The 20,635-nt window shown below is 46.5% G+C and carries 21 protein-coding genes and 1 tRNA gene; 10 read left to right on the forward strand and 12 right to left on the reverse strand.

The genetic code is table 11. The annotated features are described in order from the left end of the window. The first annotated feature begins 1 nt into the window (after nt 1). Complete coding sequence (gene metF, locus DB520_RS23115) at nt 2-955, forward strand: methylenetetrahydrofolate reductase [NAD(P)H] (protein WP_114752154.1); 954 nt, start codon at nt 2-4, stop codon at nt 953-955. Between the two features lie 27 nt (nt 956-982). Here metF and DB520_RS27100 read toward each other — a convergent pair whose 3' ends face one another. Next, nucleotides 983-1,177, reverse strand: a complete 195-nt coding sequence (locus DB520_RS27100; RefSeq protein ID WP_114752155.1) for a hypothetical protein — start codon at nt 1,175-1,177, stop codon at nt 983-985. Between the two features lie 79 nt (nt 1,178-1,256). On the opposite strand from DB520_RS27100, the gene hmpA reads away from it, so the two are divergent. Both hmpA and DB520_RS23130 read left to right on the forward strand, forming a co-directional pair. Next, nucleotides 1,257-2,462 (forward strand): NO-inducible flavohemoprotein, encoded by a 1,206-nt coding sequence (gene hmpA / locus DB520_RS23125; protein WP_114752156.1) that lies wholly within the window; start codon nt 1,257-1,259, stop codon nt 2,460-2,462. Nucleotides 2,463-2,619: 157 nt separating this feature from the next. Next, nucleotides 2,620-3,843 (forward strand): Gfo/Idh/MocA family protein, encoded by a 1,224-nt coding sequence (locus tag DB520_RS23130; RefSeq protein ID WP_114752157.1) that lies wholly within the window; start codon nt 2,620-2,622, stop codon nt 3,841-3,843. An 18-nt stretch (nt 3,844-3,861) separates the two neighbouring features. Here the strand turns inward: DB520_RS23130 and DB520_RS23135 are convergent, their stop codons facing one another. Together DB520_RS23135 and DB520_RS23140 are read right to left on the reverse strand one after the other, a co-directional pair. Next, nucleotides 3,862-4,071 (reverse strand): hypothetical protein, encoded by a 210-nt coding sequence (locus tag DB520_RS23135; RefSeq protein ID WP_114752158.1) that lies wholly within the window; start codon nt 4,069-4,071, stop codon nt 3,862-3,864. A gap of 239 nt (nt 4,072-4,310) precedes the next feature. Continuing rightward, entirely contained in the window at nt 4,311-4,937 is a 627-nt protein-coding gene (locus tag DB520_RS23140; protein ID WP_114752241.1) for a SprT family zinc-dependent metalloprotease, read from the reverse strand. Nucleotides 4,938-5,351: 414 nt separating this feature from the next. Here DB520_RS23140 and DB520_RS23145 point away from each other — a divergent pair, with 414 nt between their 5' ends. From DB520_RS23145 to DB520_RS23155, 3 genes are read left to right on the forward strand one after another with little or no spacing between them, the layout of a single operon-like run. Continuing rightward, nucleotides 5,352-6,335 (forward strand): glycosyltransferase family 2 protein, encoded by a 984-nt coding sequence (locus DB520_RS23145; RefSeq protein WP_114752242.1) that lies wholly within the window; start codon nt 5,352-5,354, stop codon nt 6,333-6,335. Between the two features lie 19 nt (nt 6,336-6,354). Further along, nucleotides 6,355-8,172 (forward strand): ABC transporter ATP-binding protein, encoded by a 1,818-nt coding sequence (locus tag DB520_RS23150; RefSeq protein ID WP_114752159.1) that lies wholly within the window; start codon nt 6,355-6,357, stop codon nt 8,170-8,172. 1 nt (nt 8,173) lies between these two features. Next, nucleotides 8,174-9,118, forward strand: a complete 945-nt coding sequence (locus tag DB520_RS23155; RefSeq protein WP_114752160.1) for a glycosyltransferase family 2 protein — start codon at nt 8,174-8,176, stop codon at nt 9,116-9,118. 19 nt (nt 9,119-9,137) lie between these two features. On the opposite strand, the gene DB520_RS23160 is transcribed toward DB520_RS23155, so the two are convergent. The 8 genes from DB520_RS23160 to DB520_RS23195 all read right to left on the reverse strand — a co-directional run bounded on the left by DB520_RS23160 (nt 9,138) and on the right by DB520_RS23195 (nt 14,971). Continuing rightward, on the reverse strand, nt 9,138-10,010 hold the full coding sequence (locus DB520_RS23160; RefSeq protein WP_157972218.1) for a glycosyltransferase: 873 nt from the start codon (nt 10,008-10,010) through the stop codon (nt 9,138-9,140). Nucleotides 10,011-10,085: 75 nt separating this feature from the next. Further along, complete coding sequence (locus DB520_RS23165) at nt 10,086-10,889, reverse strand: FkbM family methyltransferase (protein WP_114752162.1); 804 nt, start codon at nt 10,887-10,889, stop codon at nt 10,086-10,088. A 130-nt stretch (nt 10,890-11,019) separates the two neighbouring features. Beyond that, on the reverse strand, nt 11,020-12,414 hold the full coding sequence (locus DB520_RS23170; protein ID WP_198675434.1) for a M23 family metallopeptidase: 1,395 nt from the start codon (nt 12,412-12,414) through the stop codon (nt 11,020-11,022). Beyond that, nucleotides 12,368-12,931, reverse strand: a complete 564-nt coding sequence (locus DB520_RS23175; protein WP_114752164.1) for a type 1 glutamine amidotransferase domain-containing protein — start codon at nt 12,929-12,931, stop codon at nt 12,368-12,370. The genes DB520_RS23170 and DB520_RS23175 overlap by 47 nt, the downstream gene beginning before the upstream one ends. Before the next feature lie 153 nt (nt 12,932-13,084). Beyond that, nucleotides 13,085-13,166: transfer RNA gene (locus DB520_RS23180), tRNA-Leu, on the reverse strand. Nucleotides 13,167-13,228: 62 nt separating this feature from the next. Beyond that, nucleotides 13,229-13,693, reverse strand: a complete 465-nt coding sequence (locus DB520_RS23185; protein ID WP_114752165.1) for a GNAT family N-acetyltransferase — start codon at nt 13,691-13,693, stop codon at nt 13,229-13,231. A 47-nt stretch (nt 13,694-13,740) separates the two neighbouring features. Continuing rightward, nucleotides 13,741-14,226 (reverse strand): methylated-DNA--[protein]-cysteine S-methyltransferase, encoded by a 486-nt coding sequence (locus DB520_RS23190; RefSeq protein ID WP_114752166.1) that lies wholly within the window; start codon nt 14,224-14,226, stop codon nt 13,741-13,743. Nucleotides 14,227-14,275: 49 nt separating this feature from the next. Beyond that, complete coding sequence (locus DB520_RS23195; protein ID WP_114752243.1) at nt 14,276-14,971, reverse strand: XRE family transcriptional regulator; 696 nt, start codon at nt 14,969-14,971, stop codon at nt 14,276-14,278. A 141-nt stretch (nt 14,972-15,112) separates the two neighbouring features. Here DB520_RS23195 and dinB point away from each other — a divergent pair, with 141 nt between their 5' ends. The 4 genes from dinB (at nt 15,113) to DB520_RS23215 (ending at nt 19,720) form a co-directional block, all read left to right on the forward strand. After that, nucleotides 15,113-16,303: a DNA polymerase IV gene (gene dinB / locus DB520_RS23200; protein ID WP_114752244.1), complete on the forward strand. Its 1,191-nt coding sequence runs from the start codon at nt 15,113-15,115 to the stop codon at nt 16,301-16,303. Nucleotides 16,304-16,501: 198 nt separating this feature from the next. Continuing rightward, nucleotides 16,502-18,313: a translational GTPase TypA gene (gene typA / locus DB520_RS23205; RefSeq protein WP_114752167.1), complete on the forward strand. Its 1,812-nt coding sequence runs from the start codon at nt 16,502-16,504 to the stop codon at nt 18,311-18,313. Nucleotides 18,314-18,376: 63 nt separating this feature from the next. Continuing rightward, nucleotides 18,377-19,351, forward strand: a complete 975-nt coding sequence (gene pfkA / locus DB520_RS23210) for a 6-phosphofructokinase (protein ID WP_114752168.1) — start codon at nt 18,377-18,379, stop codon at nt 19,349-19,351. An 18-nt stretch (nt 19,352-19,369) separates the two neighbouring features. Further along, a complete protein-coding gene (locus tag DB520_RS23215; protein WP_114752169.1) occupies nt 19,370-19,720 on the forward strand; it encodes a hypothetical protein in 351 nt (116 codons plus the stop codon). Here DB520_RS23215 and miaA read toward each other — a convergent pair. Next, nucleotides 19,705-20,619, reverse strand: coding sequence for a tRNA (adenosine(37)-N6)-dimethylallyltransferase MiaA (gene miaA / locus DB520_RS23220; RefSeq protein WP_114752170.1), 915 nt, complete (start codon nt 20,617-20,619; stop codon nt 19,705-19,707). The two genes, DB520_RS23215 and miaA, sit on opposite strands and share 16 nt — an antisense overlap. Nucleotides 20,620-20,635: the final 16 nt, after the last annotated feature.

Below are 20,635 nucleotides of genomic sequence, written 5' to 3' on the forward strand. Positions count from 1 at the left end.
TATGAAAGTCACTGAATTTATAGCGAAAGCAGATCGAACCTTATTTTCATTTGAGATACTACCACCCCTAAAGGGGCAAAGCCTTAAGGCCATGCTGGAGGGTATTTCCCCGCTGATGGAATTCAACCCACCCTTCGTGGACGTCACCTACCATAGGGAGGAATATATTTTTCGCAAGCATGAAAACGGACACATGCAGAAGGTGAGTACTCAAAAACGGCCAGGAACCGTGGGAATCTGTGCTGCACTAATCAACCGCTTCCATGTGGAACCTGTTCCCCATATACTCTGTGGTGGCTTTACGATGGAGGAAACCGAGAACGTGTTGATTGACCTTGAGTTTATAGGTGTCAAAAATGTACTGGCACTAAGGGGGGACGCCCCCAAGGCAGAAGGGAGGTTTACGCCGGAGGATGGGGGGCATAGCTATGCCTGGCAACTTGTGCAACAGATCCATAACATGAACCGGGGAATTTATCTTCACGATGAGACAGAAATTGGTTTTCAAACCGACTTTTGCATCGGGGTAGCCGGCTATCCCGAAAAGCATTTTGAAGCCCCAAGTTTAACATTGGACCTGAAACACCTGAAAGCCAAGGTAGAGGCGGGTGCAGAATACATCGTCACCCAAATGTTTTTTGACAATCAGCGCTATTTCCAATTTGTGAAGATGGTAAGAGAGGCCGGTATAGAAATACCTATCATCCCCGGCCTTAAACCTATTACCACCCTTTCACAAATCAAAAATCTCCCAAGAATTTTTTACTTGGATTTTCCAAAGGAATTGATGGTGGAGCTGGAAAAGTGCAAGACCAATGCGGATGTAAAGCAAGTTGGAATAGAATGGGCCATTCACCAAAGTAAGGAACTGATCCAAGCCGGGGCACCTTCCCTGCACTACTATACCATGAGCAAGGCTGACGCCACCTATCGAGTGGCTAAGGAGGTTTTTTAACCTATTTCATATGTTTATAATTTCTTTTTAGCGGTCATATAGCCTGCCCCTGCCTGCCCCGAACTCGTTTCGGGGAACTTGCTTCGGGGGAATCTCGCAACCATAATCATCCCGGTGTGTGACGTGCTCGTCATGCCTGACTGCCATCCAGGCAGGCTCGATTTCATCAAGTCCCCTTCTGTAGGATAGCCTATCCCTATCCAGAGTTAAATTTAAGATCAAATAGAATATAAAAGGATTTTTTTATCTATTATTCTTTTTATACCTTTGTGGCTCTTTCAACAAATCCTACTTTATAATCATGACAGAAGACCAAAAAAACATCATCACGGCCACGGTTCCGGTGCTAAGGGAGCATGGAGTCACATTAACGACTCACTTTTATAAGCGGATGTTTTTACACCATCCCTCTTTGAAAAACATTTTCAACCTTTCTAACCAAAAAAACGGAAAACAACAGCAAGCCTTGGCCTTGGCGGTGCTGGCCTATGCGGAGCACATTTCCAATCCAGCGGTACTGCTTCCTGAGTTGGAAAGAATCGGTCACAAACACGTAAGCCTGGACATTCGTCCTGAACATTATCCCATAGTGGGAAACCATCTTTTGGCATCCATTAAGGAGGTATTGGGAGAGGCAGCCACTACGGATATACTAGATGCCTGGGAGGCCGCCTATAACCAACTGGCAGACCTGATGATCAAGGTAGAAGGGGGAATGTATGAAAAGGCAAGGAACAGTCCAGGTGGTTGGGCAGGATGGAGGCCTTTTGTTGTCACCAAAAAGAAAAAGGAATCAGAAGAGATAACCTCGTTCTACCTCAAACCTAAGGACGGCGGACAGGTGCTCGAGCATATTCCAGGGCAGTTTATTAGCTTGAGGCTACATCTGCCAGGACTGGGTCTGAACCAAGCCCGCCAATACAGCATTTCAAGTATTCCTGATCCTTCCATCTATAGGATCTCCGTAAAAAAAGAAAAGGATCAACACCTCAATATTGACGGTTTGATTAGCAATCACCTTCACCTAAACATCAAGGAAGGAGATGTGATAGAGCTAACGGCTCCCGCAGGAAACTTTACCCTTGGGAAAAAACTGGATTCGCCCACCACTTTCATCAGCGGTGGAGTGGGCTTAACCCCACTAATAAGCATGCTGTTAAGTGCTTCTCAACAGAATCCCGATCATTCCTTGACTTGGATCCATGCATGCAGAAATGAGCAGGTACATGCCTTCAAGGAACCGGTACAGAAAATCTTTGAAGGTCATCCACAAATTAGCAGTCATGTCTTTTATGATGAACTAAGGGAAGGGAACCAAAAAGAGGGAATAAATATGGGCCCCTTGAACCTAAGGGATATAGCCGAACTCCCAAAAGATGGTAAATACTATATTTGCGGGCCTGCTGGTTTTATCAAAAAGCACCGGAATGAACTAGTGGAATTAGGCGTTCCTGCGGCCTCTATTGAATTTGAGGAATTCGGACCGCAACTGTTGCACCTGAATTAATTGCTTTGAAAATTACCGGAAAGGCTGCCTCCAAAAGGGTGGCCTTTTTGATTATTTTTGGTTAACTTTTGATCATGCTTCCCAAGGTTTGACTTTGCTCCTAAAAAATAGGAGATCAAGCAGCATTTTTGCTCCATTACTATTAATCAAAAATATAATGCCCAAAAAAGACGGTAAACAAGACCGAAGAAAATTCCTAAAAACCTCCAGTTTACTGGGAACATCATTATTGATTGGTTCCCGGTTTGCTTTCGCAGGAGAACCCAAAAGTGACAAAAAAGTCAGAATAGGGGTGGTAGGTGGAAGGTTCGGTGCCAGCTTCTATTTCCATGAACACCCGAATTGTGAAGTGGAGGCAGTAAGCGACCTGCGTAAAGACAGAAGGGAACATTTAATGAAGGTTTATGGCTGTTCCAAAAGCTATGATTCCTTGGATACCCTCCTGAAGGACCCAGCTGTGGAGGCAGTATTCTTAGCAACCCCTGCACCTGACCATGTGAGCCATACCATAGCAAGTCTGGAAGCAGGCAAACATGTACTCTGTGCTGTTCCTGCCGCATTGGACCTAGAGGATTGTCAAAAGTTGATGGAAGCGGTAAAAAGGTCTGGCCTTACCTATATGATGGCAGAAACGAGTACCTTTCACCAAGTGGTATTGTCGGCACAAAAATTTTACCGTGAAGGTAAATTTGGGGATATCTTCCGGGTAGAAGCTCAATACCACCACCCCGGGTTGGAAGAACTCTATTTTGAAGATGGAAAGCCCACTTGGAGACATGGGTTACCCCCCATGCTGTACCCCACCCACTGTACTTCCTACCATATTTCGGTAACCGGAGAGCGGTTCACACAGGTAAGTTGCCTAGGTTGGGGGGACCAAAGCGAAGCACTCAAGGGCAACCCCTACCAAAACCCCTTCTGGAATGAAACGGCCCTTTTCAAGACCAACAGGGGCAATGCCAGCAACATCTCCATCTGCTGGAGAGGGGCCTTGATGGGGACAGAAAGGGGGGAATGGCATGGCAATAAGATGAGCCTTTACGGAAAGGACCCCAATGGGCTCCCGGAGGTGAAAATAAATGCCGCTCAGGAATTGGCTAAGGATGACGGAGGCTTTGTTTTTAAAAAAGCGGAAATGGAGGAATACAAGCAGACTAGGTGGTACGAAACGGATATGTTGCCCTTAACGCTAAGGCACAGTAGCGGCCATGATGGCTCCCACACATTTATCACCCATGAATTTGTAGATGCCATCATAAACAATCGAAGACCCCAGGTGGATATCCATGAGGCCCTTGCCTACACTGTACCTGGGATAGTGGCTCACCAATCTGCCTTAAAAGGAGGAGAAAGCATGAAGATTCCGACCTTCGATGGATAGTTTAACCTTATTTCCTGCTCAACTGCTGTGGCATGGTCCACAGCAATAATAGCACCCATCTGCATTCTTAAAGGCTTCCTTAGCTTTTTGCAGGGCATCTTGGCACCTAGAAAACCTCCCCAAAAAGCCCCTATTGTCATCTTCGGGAAGATATTCACAGCTTTCGGAATGTACTTCATGATCCCCATTGGATTGAGCCTTGGTATTGACATAATACTTTTCAAACATAACTAGGGTTTAATTGGTCACTTTTTAAGTTACAAAAAATCCTACATATTCAAAAATTCAACTAGACGGTCCCTGTTTAGATATAAAGGCTTTTAGAATTCCGGAAATTGCAGAGGAGTCGGTTTATCGTCACTCCACTCGTTCATTTTAGTGCTGCATTTAGAAGGGCTCTTGGAAATCCATGAAAGGGTTTTGGAAACAGATGATTTTTTCGGCTGATAGCACTTAGACTACAATAATTAAGGGGCATCCACCAGGGCCACCTCTGCATGGCTGGAGATCAAATACTTTTTCCCATTGCTAAGTTCCTGACAAAGCACCCTGGTCCTTCTGGTTTCCAGCTTTTTGAATACCCTGGCCTTTATTTCAAAAGCACTACCCACCTTGACATCTCCCAGAAAAACCAAGTCCACACCAGGTTTTACAGTATCGTATTTCTTCAGCTCCTTTGCCAGGAAAAAATCCGCACCGGCACTTGCCTTTGGGTTGGTCATATGCCTTTTAAGAGGAATCAACACGTCAAGTGGAAAGACCTTTCCTGTCAATACGGGAGCCATGACAGACCTAAATGCCAGTTTCCATTCCACTCCATGGGGTTTCTTGCCCATACCATATTTGGAATAGACCCGATGATGGGCAACTTCATGAAGATAAGTGATGAGAAACTGATAAATATTGAGATCGTGATTGATACTAATTCTCTGTAGGGACCTACTCCTTTGAAAGCTGAAGTCACCAAGTTTTGTGCTTCTAGAACTGGTGATATGGAGCCGAAAAGGATCCGCCTTCCATACTTCATAACAATAGTCAAGGGAACTTTCAGGAACCCTTCCTCTTAAAGCCCCCGTAAAGATTTCTTTATTCACGGATTGGATAAATAAGAATTTCTTGCCAAAGATAGGATTTTTTGACAGACTGGCAGAAAGTTGTTGACTACCTAAAGGGTGAAGGTACTTCAAAAAGCAACAAACATAGCCCATCCCCCTTAAGCAGAGGAGGTAATAATACACCAGGAACACCAGCCATCTATCAAAAAAAGCGATTTTGCCAAACTTTTTTTTAAAAATTCCCATTTATAAAGCTATAAAAGAATAATTGGCAAGTTTTTGGTAGTAAGAAATAAAAGAAATCTTGTCGTCATAACAGCAAAATCAACTAGTTAAATATAAAGGCTTACCATCAAGGTGAACCTTTCATTTAGGAAAATTTCAATACAGCCTTGTCTCACTTTTGGAAAAAGACTCGTCCTGAAAGAAAAGCCAATGTTTAACACCATGATCATGAAGAAATCAATATCGGTTATTATTCCTAATTTCAACGGGAGGTCTCTCTTGGAGGAATACCTCCCTTATACTTTTAAGGCGTTGGTACATGCCGCTGTGAAATTTGAGGTTATTGTGGTAGATGATGCTTCAAAGGACGACTCTATCGCCTTTCTGGAGACAAATTACCCAAGTGTACGCATCCTTAAAAATCCTGTTAACAAAGGCTTTTCCTTTTCTTGTAACCGGGGCATGTACGGAGCAAAACACGAATTGCTGTTTTTCCTGAATTCGGACGTGATGCTGAATGAGAATTATTTTGAGGGCTTATGGAAATACTTTGAAAGGGAGGACACTTTTGGCGTGATGGGTAAGATACTGGAAATGAAGAGCGAGAAAATAGAGGTGGCCGCCAGATCCTTGAACCATATCGGGTTTAAGTTTAAGACCGACAAGCTCTTTTATCAGAAAGGCAACGAAGATTATACCCCTACGGCATTCCTTTCTGGTGCAAATGCGCTAATTGATGCCGAAAAATTAAGGACACTTGGTGGCTTCGACGAGATTTTCTCTCCCTACTATAGCGAGGACCTGGATTTGGGCCTTAGGGCGTGGCGGGTAGGATGGAAATGCTTCTATGACCATGAATCCACCTGCTACCACAGGGGCTCCTATACCACCAAAACGCAGTGTAAGAAAACACAGGTGAAACAAATTTATTTCAGGAATCGCTTTGTAGTGCACGCCATACATCTGGATGGGCATTATTTAAAATTGTGGTTTGTACAGGTGTTGCTGTTTGAAGTCATCCCGAAACTTTTGATGGGCAAACATTGGTACCTCAACAGCTACATTTCATTTTTAAAGCAGTCGGAAGCCATAAAGAATTCCAAAAAAAGGCTAACTTACCTCATGAAAGAAAGGAACAGTAGCATTTCCCTTTTTGACCTCAAAAGAAGGGTGGACAAGGACCTTTCTCAGAAAAATTTGGTTTGGCTATAAGAAAAAGCGTTACAATTTCATGCATACTTATTTCAGGCTGTTATCCTTTGCGAAGCCTATAGAAAAATACGCCATCCCCTACGTACTGTTTACACTTTTGGCAGTACTATTCAATACGTTGAACCTGGCACTGTTGGCACCACTGTTAAATACCCTATTTAATGAAGGTGGAGGTGAGGTGGTGGCCCCGGAAAAAAGCCTGGACATCATGGGCCACTTCAATTATTACACCAACTACATGCACCAGGAGTTTGGCCCCTATGAGGCGCTAAAAGTGGTATGCTTGGTAATAGTGCTTTCTGTGGTATTTAGTAACTTATTCCGGTACCTGTCACAAAGGGTCATGGAGAACCTGCGCATCCACACCTTGCTCAATTTGCGGAAGAGGGTATTCGATAATGTAATGGATCTTCAGGTGGAATATTTCAACAACCAGCGAAAGGGAAATATCATCTCAAAAATCTCCTCGGATGTCCAAGTAGTACAATTCAGCGTCACCAGTACTTTGCAAGTGTTGTTCAAGGAACCACTACAGCTAATGGCATATCTGTTTATCCTGTTTGCCATATCGTATAAACTCACCCTCTTTGCCATGTTGGTGATCCCTATCTCCGGTTTTGCCATATCCCGAATCGTAAAAAGACTAAGGGCACAGGCTTCGGAAGCGCAAGAAAGGTACGGAATGATGATCAGCTTGCTGGATGAAGCACTTTCAGGGATAAAAATCATAAAGGCATTCAACGCTACAGAAAGGGTAAAAGACAGATTCAATCAGGAAAACAAGGAGTATTCCGCACTGGGCCGCAAAATGGCCTATAGACAGCAGCTGGCCTCCCCTGTGTCAGAAACCCTTGGGGTAATGATGGTGGCTCTGATTGTACTTTATGGGGGGTCACTGGTAATGCAAAACCAATCCGAACTATCAGCGGCAGAATTTATAACCTACATTGCCATATTTTCTCAAATCATGAGACCTGCCAAAGCCCTGACGGAATCCTTTAGTACAATACATTCAGGAATTGCCGCTGGAGACAGGGTACTTAAACTCATAGATGAGAAACCCACCATTACTGACAATTCGGATTCAGTAGAATTAAAAAATTTCGAGGAAGGCATTACCTTCAAAAAGGTGCGCTTTACCTACGGTGATAAGGATGTTCTTAAAGACATCAGCTTCGTGGTTCCAAAAGGAAAAACGATTGCCTTGGTGGGTCCTTCAGGAGGAGGAAAATCCACCCTCATGGACCTCATACCAAGGTTTTTGGAGATAAACGAAGGGCGGCTTTTGTTTGATGGACACGACATTAAAAAAATACGAATGGATTCTTTAAGGTCTCATATAGGGATCGTTAACCAGGAATCCATCCTTTTTAACGAAAGCATCCGGAACAACATCGCATTTGGCAACCCCGATGCCAGTATGGGGGATGTGGAAAAAGCCGCCAAGATCGCCAACGCCCATGATTTTATCGTGAAAACCCCGAAGGGTTATGACACCAACATGGGGGACAGGGGCTTAAAGTTCTCCGGTGGCCAGAAACAACGTATCTGCATAGCGAGGGCCATATTAAAAAACCCGGCCATCCTGCTTCTCGACGAAGCCACCTCGGCCCTGGACACCGAGTCCGAAAAACTGGTGCAAGACGCCTTGAACCGACTGATGAAAAACCGTACCACACTGGTCATCGCACACCGTCTAAGTACTATACAAAGTGCGGATTGGATCATAGTGTTGGATGACGGCAAGGTAGTAGAGGAAGGCACCCACCAAAGCCTGTTGCTCAACGAGGGGGTTTATAGAAAACTGGTAGAAATGCAGGAATTCACCACCGCATAGCATGAACACCCACAGTCCTCTCGTTTCCATAGCCTTATGCACTTATAATGGCCAAAACCACCTTACTGAGCAGTTGGATTCACTGGTCAACCAGACCTATACACAGGTGGAAATCATAGTGGTGGACGACCAGTCCAATGACAACACCGTGAAAATAGTGGAACAATACCAGAAAAAACATCCTCATATCCACTTGACGGTCAATCCAGAAAACTTAGGTTACCAAAAAAATTTCGAAAAGGCATTCGCTTTATGCAAGGGGGAGTACATTTGCCCCTCAGACCAAGACGATATCTGGATGCCCAACAAGGTCGCCCTGATGGTGGAAGAAATAGGGGATCATCTGCTCATCTATCATGATTCAGCGTTTGTCTCAGCCAGGGGAGAACTTATAGGTCTGAAAATGTCCGACAAACTCAACATGGTAGAGGGAAAGGACCCAACCCCATTTTTGTTCTTTAATTGCGTGTCTGGACACAGCATGATGTTTCACCGAAAACTCCTGACACACATCCTTCCACTGCCTCCATATGGGGTGTATGACCATTATATCTCCTTCATCGCGACTTCAACAGGAAAAATAAAATTCATCCCTAAAGCACTGGTCATGCACAGACAACACGAGGGAAATGCCACTGACATACTGGGAAGAAAAAAAGTAAAGAGCAAGATAAATGTAACCTTGGAAAGGATGCAAAGGGAAAACCATTGGTTAAAAATATGTGCGGACAAAAACCTACACGAGACAAGTAAATTGGCCGCCGAACTTTACGAAGCAGCAAGACAAAGAACAGATAATTTTATCAATATCAGGTTTGGGTATTTGGTGTATAAGCATCAGGACCGTCTCATGTACATCCCAAAAAACAAAAGTTTCAAGACCATAAGTTTCGCCATAAGACAAATTTGGGGAGCCAAGGCCAAAGCCTTATGGAAGAGAAAGTAATAAGAAATCCAGCAACCTGCTAAGAAAAGTATGCTTTCCCTATACTCAAATACATCTTCATGTAAGTGAAAAAGTCCAGGGAGCGTAACTCACCCATGTGCAAGACACGTAAAGCTTTTTTCACAGAGAAATGGGGAAAAAGGATATTCAATACAAACCTGAACGTTTCCTTTTCACAAATAGCCTTTTCTTTCTTACTGATGGCACTTAGGGAAACAGGCAAAACATGTCTCCACTTTCGATGGATAAGCAAGGCACTTTCCAGCCATTCCTTATTCAAGGAGCCTCCCGAAAAATGTTCCACCAAAATGCAGTAGGTCACCGCCACCTTGTACTTCCTGCCGATAGCGATAGAGATATCCATATCATAACCATGAAAACCCTTAAGCAGGTTTTCATCAAAGGGGATTTCTTCAATTATGCTTTTTTTTGTGGCCAAAAACAAGCCGTCCAAACAGGCCACTTGGGCAAGTTCCTCATTTTCCGAATTTTGATATTGATGTGCCGGGGCCAATCCTGATGCAGGAAAATGTTGGATAAAATTCATTTTAGCATACCTAAGGGCTAGCCCCTGCGCACCCCAGCCAGAGAGCATTTTCGGTTTGTGTGTTGCTCCCGCCACCCCCACAAGGCCCAGTTCCGGGTCCTTGAAGTGATCCAGAAGTACTTTCCCCCAACCTGCCGTATTAAACTGCACATCCTCATGTACAAAACAAACCTGTTCGTATTGAGATTTTCTAGCACCTTCATTATACACAGTGGTAATCCCCCTGGGGTTTCTGCGGTTGTCAATCGCCACTATCTCATAGGGTAGGCCAATGGTCTCCTGAATATTTGCTTTCACCCTGCTCAACTGCTCGGGGCTTACAGAACAAATCACAATACTAATCATGGGGATAAAGGTAGGTTGTCTGTTGATACTATTCCCAAACGCAAACAAAATGCTAAATGTCTCAAAAAAAATTAACTATTTATAGCAAAAAACGGTAATGGCCATATCAAAACATTCACAAAACAGGGATTCATCCAGAAAGGGCCTACTCCTGAAACTGGATTCCTTGATATAATAGCGAAAGCCCTCTTCTTCAACCAAAGAAAGTAAGCGGTGCAAGGATTGAGGCTTCTTCAAATGGTTGTGGTACTCAAAAAACAGGTGCCTGACCTGGGAGAGTTTACCTCTACAAGACATCAACACCTCCTCCTCCGCACCCTCTATGTCCAATTTCAAAAAGTCCACATGGGAATCCAAAAAATCCACCAGCGGAACAGCTTCTACTTTTTGGATGGGCCTATCGATGTTGAAATACAGGTTATTGACCCTACCCCCCATCCCTCCATCGGAATGAAACAGCAATTCCTTCTTCTCTGTCCATAAGGCCTTTTGGTATAATTCAACATTTTTAAGCCCAAAGGTCCTGACATTTTCCTCCAAAATGTCAAAAACTGACTTTTCCGGCTCAAAGGCAATGATATGGTGATCAGGATAGTGCTGGGAAAAATACAATACGCTAAGCCCCATGTTGGCACCCCCATCCAAAATCACTCCCCCTTTGTTCTGTTGGGGGCTGAACATGTACATTCCGTCCTGAAAAAGCCTCCTATGAGTATGGATAAAACTGGAAGCATGGTGAAACCTGAAGGGCTTATCAAAAACCTGTGCAACACCACCCTGGTCGGCTGGGAGGGAGTTGATCCTGTCCAATTCCCTAAGTATGAGGTTAGCAGCCTTATTGCGCTTCCCTTTTGAGGAAAAAATTTCGGAAAATTTCATTCTAATCTATAATCAAAAGCTAAAATAAAAGGTTGATTTCACAATTTAAGAAACAAAATTAAAACCATCGGCTAAACCAAAAAAAGAATAATAATTCTTACTCCACAAGCAAATAAGTAAAAACGAATAATCAATTCACCAACCACCCCTGAATACCTGTATATGTGGAAATAAAAACCCGGCCTTGGTATTCACCAAGTACTCTTGCAGTGCCCTGTACCAGTTCACCAGACACTCTATAAGGCCAATCCCATTCCAATTGAATGCCATCCTCTGCCCCAAGCACCACTTCATCGAGGGGTTCGGGGTGCATATCCAGCAACCCCCCGAAAATAAACCCCTCACTTCTATCGGGAAGAACGACCCTCAGCCAATCCCCAGATTTTCCAAGCACCTTCAGCGGGGTGTGCCTCTCCAAACTGGCCAATCTGTCCCCCTGAAGGTTGGGAGAAGCGCGAAGGTTGGCTTTATCAACGCTTACCAAAGCGTGGGCCTCCAAAGTTTCGGCATCCTCCACCGGCCTATCAGGGGCTGGGTTAAACGGACTCAAAAAAGGGAGGGGGTCTACTGCGCCACGGCCAGAACGGTAAATTCCAAAGTGCAAATGGGGAGGGGTGGTAATAGCGTTGCCAGTATTCCCCACGAACCCCAAGGTGTCTCCTTGGGCGATTCGTTGACCAAGTCGAACAGCCTGACTGTCCAAATGGGCATAGTACTGGGAGTGATTTAAGTCAGGGTCATAAAGCCACACCACCTTTCCGCCAAGCCGGTTGGTTCCCACTCTCCTTACCCTCCCGTCCGATGCGGCCAGGACGGGAGTTCCCCTAGGGGCAAAAACATCCACCCCTTCATGCCTTCTTCCCCCACCATCCCTGGGATCTCCCCAAAAACTGCCAATATTGGCACTTGTTTTATCTGGAATGGGAAAAGCCAGCAAGCCCCGGGTCTCCACTTTAATCTGTACCACGCCACCTACCAACAGCTCCGGTTGTATGCGGAGCACCTGCTTTCCAGGTTGTTTGACGGCATAACTGACCCTTTGGGTACTGTCCGTTGAGACTAAGCGTTTGTAGCTATCCCCTTCCCAGGCAAACACATCCATAAAATACGGTAGGTTTGGTGGAAGCGCCTCTCCGGAGACCAATATCTCCTCTCCTTCCCTGGCAAAGAAGTGCACAAATACAGCAGAGGGACGCTGAGGGTCAAAATAGAAGTGTTCCGAATGCGGCAAATCAACCTGCAAAGAGTCCCCATTGATTTCCCCCGCCTCCCTCCATGCCCTGACCATGCTGGAATTTTGGAGGGGGGAATCTTCCAAAGCATCCAAATAGGACTCATAAGGAGTGCGCTTTTTAAGCACTTTGTCCACCCTGAAGCCATTACAGGCATGAAGGAAAAAAGCACATAGAAGGATTAGCCACACTCCGGAGAATGGAGGCAGCGCCATCTTTTCGACCTGCAAAAAGGCAGGGGGATGATTAGACAATTTTCTGTTTTTGGTGTATTCCTTCCTTGATTTCTTCAATGAGTTTCCGGTTAAATGCAGGTAAATCATCTGGGGTTCTGGACGTCACCAGCCCCTGCTCACACACGCAAGCCTCGTCTACCCAGATCGCCCCTGCATTGATAAGGTCGGTCTTGATGGAATGAAAAGAGGTAAGCTCCCTCCCTTCAATGGTGTCAGTTTCGATCAACACCTGGGGGCCATGACAAATGGCAGCCACTGGTTTGCCCTGTTTGAAAAAGTCGGTAATGAAATCTACCGACATCCTACACCTGCGCAGCCGGTCAGGGTTAATAGTCCCTCCGGGAATCACAACGGCATCATAGTCCGTCGCCCTTGCTTCCGACACATGCCTGTCCACAGAAAATGATGTCCCCCAGTTATTATCTTTCCAACTGGTCACATGGTCCTTTTTTGGAGAAACGACATGCACCAGGGCTCCTTCATTTAGCAAGGCTTCCCTGGGGCTGGTCAATTCAACCTCTTCAAATCCATCCTCGGTGATGATGGCTACTTTTTTTTGAGATAACTTCTTCATCTGAACAAGAGTTTATGACAAAATAGTTTAGCAATACCTGCATCAAAAAAAATGCAAAGTCTCACAAAGCTTAAAATCATGTAAGAAAAAGGGAGATATTTACAAAAAAAAGACACAAAAAAGCCTTTCTCCCAGAAATGAAGAAAGGCCAAGTGCGCACGAGAAGATTCGAACTTCCACACCCGAAGGCACCACCCCCTCAAGATGGCGTGTCTACCAGTTTCACCACGTGCGCAGTGATTTTAGGTCTGCAAAAGTAGAAAGGATTTTAATGACCTGCAAGCGGGAAATAAAAAACTACAAGGCCACCTGCATCTTCACGTCACAGCGCCTGTACTTGCCTGGCTCTATGGGCACTTCACAAAACCCCATTTTCCGGTAAAGGTGAATGGCTGTACTGAGTATGGAATTGGTGTAGAGTACCACCCTATCGGCTCCTTGCTCCTTTGCCCACCCCAATGCCTCCATGCCCAGGTTAAACCCTATCTTCTTACCCCGAACATGCGGGAGCACCCCCATTTTTATAAGTTCGAAGGTATGGACGTTCACTTTCTTCACGGCAACAGTCCCCACCACCTCGTCCTGCCATTTGGCAAACCAGACCTGTCCTCCTTTGGCAATGATGCTTTCATGAGGCTGCTCCAACTGCTCCTTGTCAAAAGGCTCCAGAAAAAAATAGTGCTCAATCCATTGCCGGTTTACCGACAGGAAATAAGGCGCCAATTCATGAGAATAGGGAAGGATGAGCGGAGTTGCGTCCATGGAACAAAAATAAGGAAAAAGGAAGAACGGACAACCCTTGATTTGTCTCAAAAACCCAGGCTGTACTGCCTTCCAGGCTGATCCCTAGCCTCCATCTGTAGGAGCTTAAGCTTGCGCCACAGCCCGCCCGCGTAGCCGGTGAGTTCTCCGGTATTGGCAATTACCCGGTGACAGGGGATCACCATCAGCAAGGGGTTTGCTCCATTGGCAGCTCCTACAGCCCGTACTGCCTCTGGCTTTCGGAGGGAACAGGCCACTTTTTGGTAGGACACCGTTTGCCCATAAGGCACCTTGTTCACTTCCAGCCAAACCTGTCGCTGAAAAGTCGTTCCCCCCAGGCCCACAGGAATGTCAAAGACCTTAAGTGCACCACGGAAGTAGGCCTGCAGTTGGGATTTCACGTCCAAAAGCAGAAGGTCGTGGTTACCCGGGTCTTCCGCGTCTTCGGTGAACTGCACAGACAAAAGGTACCCATCAAGGGCACGCAGGCGTACATTGCCAAGGGGCGAATTCATGACCATCGTATCCTCCATATCCTCATAACGCTAAAATTAACTCAAAGTTCAAACAACTGCTTCCCGCTCACATCATCATCATGCGGTACTTCCACACTTCCCTTATATCCTCCACACACACCTCAAAAGGCCTGTAGGCGGGATTCGAGGAACAAAGCAACAACTTCCGCTGCTCGGCGATCAGGTTATAGGCCAATTTAAACGTGACGCCATCCTGCCCGGTCACAATCACGTATTTTTCGCCATCCCTGATGGCCATCCAGTCTTCCAAATAGGAACAGACAATCCATGCCCCATCGGGAATGGGCTCCATACTATCCCCATCTACCTGAAACACACGGTGCTTCTTATCGGCAGGCAGAAAGGGCAGGGAAAAGCGGGGAAGGTCACCGATAAAATCCGGATCCGAAAAACCAGCCAAGTAGCTGGCCTTTGCCCGCTGGGAAACCACTTCTATAAACTCCTTCCCCTCCGCGTCCACCGTGGTGGCAAGCACCCTCAAATCCCTGCCCCTGAGAAAACGGTTGGTCTCCAGTACCTCCCCCAGCCTGTGGGGAGAATAGGCGGAAAGATTTTCCTTAAGCAACAAGTCTACCGACACCTCCAAATACTCAGAAATGACAATCACCGTCTCTAAAGGAGGGTTTACGTTCAGCTCATACCCGGCCAGCTTAGACCTGCTGATACCCACTGCCTCGGCCATCATGGCTTGGGTCACCCCCTTTCGTTTGCGGAGAAACTTGATGTTGGCGTGTACATGCATACTGTCTTTTTTGACGAACTTGTCGTAAATATAAAAAATAATGTTTATATTTTTAACCAAAAAATGTTTATTAAATAAACATTAAGGAAAAAACCAACATTATACCGGACACCAACACGGGGAGAGAAAGGATTGAGCAAGATGGAAGCAGAACGAAACATCGTACACTTGGATTTGGATACGTTTTTTGTGTCGGTAGAGCGGCTGTATGACAAGCGGCTCAACGACAAGCCCATACTGATAGGCGGGTCCAGCGACAGGGGCGTAGTGGCTTCCTGCAGCTACGAGGCCAGGCGGTTTGGCATACACTCGGCCATGCCCATGCGTACGGCAAGGCAGCTTTGCCCGGAGGCACTGCTCATCAGGGGGGACTTCGGGAAATACAGCCAGAAATCCCAAGAGGTGACGCAAATCATACAAGAAAGCGTGCCCCTCTTCGAAAAATCCTCCATAGACGAGTTTTATGTGGACTATACGGGCATGGATCGCTTCTTCGGCTGCTTCAAAATGGCCAAGGAGCTGCGCCAGCGGATAATGAATGAAAGCGGGCTGCCTATCTCACTGGGACTGTCGGCCAACAAGACCGTGTCTAAGATAGCCACCGGAGAGGCCAAGCCCAACAACGAAAGGCAGGTGCCCCATGGGGAGGAGCGCCCCTTTCTGGCCCCCCTTTCGGTACGAAAGATCCCGATGATAGGGCCGAAAACCTCCCAGACCCTCCATAATATGGGGGTAAAAAAAATCAAGACTCTCCAACACATGCCTGCGGACCTGCTGGAATCCGCCTTTGGCAAAAACGGACGGCTGATCTGGGAAAAAGCCAACGGCATAGACCGCTCTCTGGTGACAGCCTACTCCGAAGCCAAGTCCATCTCCTCGGAAAACACCTTCGAGCAGGACACCATAGACACCCGTATGCTGGAAGCCACCTTGGTGGCGATGACCGAGCAGCTCTCTTCCAAGCTAAGGCAGCAACAACAGCTCACCTCCGTGGTGGGGGTAAAAATCCGGTATTCGGACTTTGACACCCACACCGCCCAGCAAAGGGTGGCCTACACGTCTGCAGACCACAGCCTGCTCCCCGTGGTCAAGGAGCTCTTCAGGAAGCTTTACCAGCGCCGCCTGCTCATACGCCTCATTGGAGTACGCTTCGGCGGGCTGGTACACGGCAACTACCAGATCAACCTCTTTGAAGATACCGAAGAACGCATTTCCCTGTACCAGGCCCTGGACCACATCAACCACAAGTACGGGGACAAGACCGTGTGCAGGGCCGTGGGGATGCAGGTGGCCCGGCGCAGCTTCAACCCCTTCAACGGGAAGGAGCTTTGATAGGCAGGGTGCCATACGAAAAACTTTTGACCTTTGAAACTGATTTTACACGCCTTGATGGGGAAAGGCCTCTATAAGTTGGACCCTATGTAGGCTGAGTAGGTGATCCCTACTTCATCAACAAAATGTTAAAGATGCTAAGGACGCTGCTTAGTTCGAGATTTTATGCTTACTTTTGCACCTTAATTTAAATTCATCATGCAGAGTATCCGTAACATTGCGATCATCGCACACGTAGATCACGGGAAAACCACCCTGGTGGACAAGATCATACACGTCTCTAAGATCTTTCGTGAAAACCAGCAATTTGACGACCTTATCCTGGACAACAACGACTTGGAAAGGGAAAGAGGGATCACTATCCTTTCCAAAAATGTGTCCGTAAGATACAAAGACACTAAGATAAATATCATAGACACCCCCGGTCACGCCGATTTCGGCGGGGAAGTTGAGCGGGTGCTTAAAATGGCCGATGGAGTCATACTCCTAGTGGACGCCTTTGAAGGCCCTATGCCCCAAACACGCTTTGTGTTGGGCAAGGCTCTTTCCCTGGGTTTGACCCCCATCGTGGTGGTAAACAAGGTGGACAAGGAAAACTGTCGCCCAGACGAGGTACATGAGGCAGTGTTTGACCTTATGTTTAACCTAGATGCCACCGAGGAACAACTAGGATTCCAAACCCTCTATGGTTCTGCCAAACAAAACTGGATGGGACCGGACTGGAAAAACCCCACAGATTCCATACTTCCCTTGCTGGATGCCATTCTAGAACACATCCCTGCCCCTAAAATAGAGGAGGGCAGCCTTCAGCTTCAGATCACTTCCCTGGACTATTCCAGCTTCGTTGGGCGTATTGCCATAGGAAGGGTGAAACGGGGTAGTATCAGGGAAAATGCCCAGCTTTCGCTCTGCAAGGCTGAAGGACTGATAAAAAAAGTGAAAGTAAAAGAATTGCACGTCTTTGAGGGGCTTGGGAAAATCAAAGCCGAAGAGGTGACTGCCGGCGACATCTGTGCTGTAACCGGTATAGAGGACTTCGAAATCGGCGATACCCTGGCGGATCTGGAAAAGCCTGAGGCCCTACCCAGGATATCCATTGACGAGCCCACCATGAACATGCTTTTCACCATCAATAACTCTCCCTTTTTCGGCAAGGAGGGCAAGTTTGTCACCTCCAGGCATTTGAGGGATCGGTTGATGAAGGAGACAGAGAAAAACCTGGCCTTAAGAGTGGAGCCTACAGACAATGAGGACAAGTTTCTGGTATATGGCCGGGGCATTCTTCACTTGTCCGTACTGATTGAGACCATGAGACGGGAAGGGTACGAACTGCAAGTGGGTCAGCCTCAGGTAATTTACAAGACCATAGATGGGGTAAGGCATGAACCTATCGAAACATTGGTGGTGGATGTGCCGGAAACCACCTCGGGTAAAGTGATTGAATTGGCTACCCAACGTAAGGGCGAACTTCTGGTCATGGAGCCCAAGGGTGATCTGCAGCACTTGGAATTTAAGATACCCTCTAGGGGGTTGATTGGACTGAGAAACAATGTGCTCACTGCAACCCAGGGAGAAGCCATCATGAACCATAGGTTCTCTGCCTACGAACCTTTCAAAGGTGCCATTCCCGGTAGGATCAACGGCTCTCTGATCTCTATGGAGGGCGGACCCTGTACCGCCTATGCCATCGACAAATTGCAGGACAGGGGCAACTTCTTTGTGGATCCAGGAGAAGAACTCTACGGGGGACAGGTGATCGGCGAGCATAACCGTGACAACGATATCGTGATCAACGTGCAGAAAGGCAAAAAACTCACTAACATGAGGGCTTCTGGGTCTGATGACAACACCAGGATTGCACCTGCCAAAAAATTCTCCCTGGAAGAGGCCATGGAATACATTCAGAAGGATGAGTACTTGGAGATCACTCCCAAAAACATCCGGATGAGGAAAATCTATCTGGACGAAAATGAGAGAAACAGAAAAGCCAAGGAACATCAGGCCGTTTAGTGCCTGTTCCTTTTGTTTTTATTCTATTTAGTATAAACCTTGGACGTGTAAATTCAGTTTCTAATGAAGAAAATAGCAGTTTTCACTTCAGGTGGTGATTCTCCCGGCATGAATGCCTGCATCAGGTCCGTAGTACGCACCGGCATCTATCACGGGTTGGACGTGTATAGTATCATGTATGGGTATGACGGAATGATCAATGGGGATATAAAAAAGATGCAGTCTCACTCGGTGAGTAATATTGTACAGCGTGGAGGCACCATTCTCAAATCTGCCCGTAGCGAGGAATTCCTCACCAAAGAAGGCCGGAAAAAAGCCTATGACCAGTTGCAAAAATTCGGGATCGAAGGCTTGGTGGCCATAGGGGGAGACGGAACCTTTACCGGTGCCAAGGTATTCTTTGAAGAATTCGGTGTCCCCATTTTGGGTTGTCCAGGCACCATAGACAACGATATATATGGTACTGACTACACCATAGGTTTCGATACGGCAGTAAACACCGCATTGGAAGCCATTGACAAGATCAGGGACACTGCTGCTGCGCATGACAGGATCTTTTTCATTGAAGTCATGGGCAGGGACAGCGGATATATAGGTATTGAATGCGGTATAGGTGGCGGTGCCGAGATGGTATTGGTACCCGAGACGAAAACCACCATAGATGATGTGGTTCGCTCATTCAAGAGTCTCCGCAAAAGCAAAACCTCCAGTATTGTGATTGTAGCTGAAGGTGAGGAGGAGGGGGATGCCTCTCAAATCATGAATAAGGTGAAGCAACACTTCAAGGAGGATGAAAAGGAATTCAAGGTCACCACACTTGGCCATATACAACGGGGAGGCAACCCCACTGCCATGGACAGGCTGCTGGGAAGCCGCTGCGGGATGGCGGCTGTGGAAGGGCTTATAAAGGGGGAATCCAACTGCATGGCCGGTGTGATCAACGATACTGTCGTTTATACCCCCTTTGCAGATTGCATTACGAAGGACAAACCGCTCAAATCCGATTACCTGAGACTTCAGGAAATGTTGAGTATATAATCTGTATAATACTGAGATATGGGCTTCATTCCGATTTTCATCACCCTGGGAGGGTTTGTTTTTCTTTTCATGATGGTGGTTCATCAACATTTTAAGGGTAAAAAGCGACTTTATTTCAGGATATTGGGGGAAATAGAGGCATTGCTTTTCCCGGGTAAAAATGTGGATGCGGCTCACCCCAACTTAAAAGGGCTGGAGCAACATCTACTAGCACTTAGGGAAACCGGGCAATCTACCCCACCCGAGGACCTACAACGCGCCGGCATGTTGATCAAGGAAGCCAAGTTGCTCCGTCACCAATACCAGGAACTCAGGAACACCAAACCCTATTCCTTTGTCGCTCAGCTTTTGGGTCATTCGGCCATTTGATCTACTATAAAGCTGGTGATTATGTCCTCCTCGTCTGGACGAAACCAAGTATACTCACCGTCTCGCCTTAGCCAGGTTAGTTGTCTCTTGGCATATCTCCTTGAATTTCTTTTCAATAGGCGTATGGCTTCCTCTTTATCGTACTTTCCTGCCATGTAGTCGAAGATTTCCTTGTAGCCCACTGTCTGTAAGGCATTCAGATGGCGAAGGTGAAAAAGGCTGGCTGCCTCTTCAAACAGCCCCATCTCAATCATGGCGTCCATCCTTTCGTTGACGCGTTGGTACAGTTCTTCCCTGTCCCTCTCTAACCCTATTTTTATCACGCTGAAGGGCCTGCTGGCTCGTTTTTCCAACCTGTAGCTACTGTAGGGCTTTCCCGTCCCTATGGTCACCTCTAGGGCTCTTATCAATCGCTGGGGGTTTTGGAGGTCCACTTTTTCGTAATACTCGGGATCCAACGCACTCAGCTTTTGTTGCAATACCCCTATCCCCTCTTGCCTGTACAAGACGTTGAGTTCCTCCCGTACCACCTCCTCCACTGCTGGGATTTCATCCAATCCCTTCGTTACGGCATCAATATAAAGGCCCGACCCACCTGTCATGATCACCATTCGGCGCATTTTGAAGAGCCAGTTTAGCATATTGATCACATCTGTTTCGAATTTGCGCACATCATACCCCTCAAATATCGAAAGGCTATTGATGAAAAAGTGGGGCACTTTAGCCAATTCTTCCTCGGAGGGTTTTGAAGTACCTATATTCATTTCCTTAAAAAATTGTCTGCTATCTGAGGATATGATAGAAGTATTAAATTTTTTGGCTAATTTTATGCATAAATCTGACTTTCCAACTGCTGTTGGACCTGATATGACTAGAAGTATGTTTTTGTGATTAACCAAATTTTAAGTGGTTTCT

This window comes from Pleomorphovibrio marinus, from assembly GCF_003347495.1.
Classification (GTDB): Bacteria; Bacteroidota; Bacteroidia; order Cytophagales; family Cyclobacteriaceae; genus Pleomorphovibrio; species Pleomorphovibrio marinus.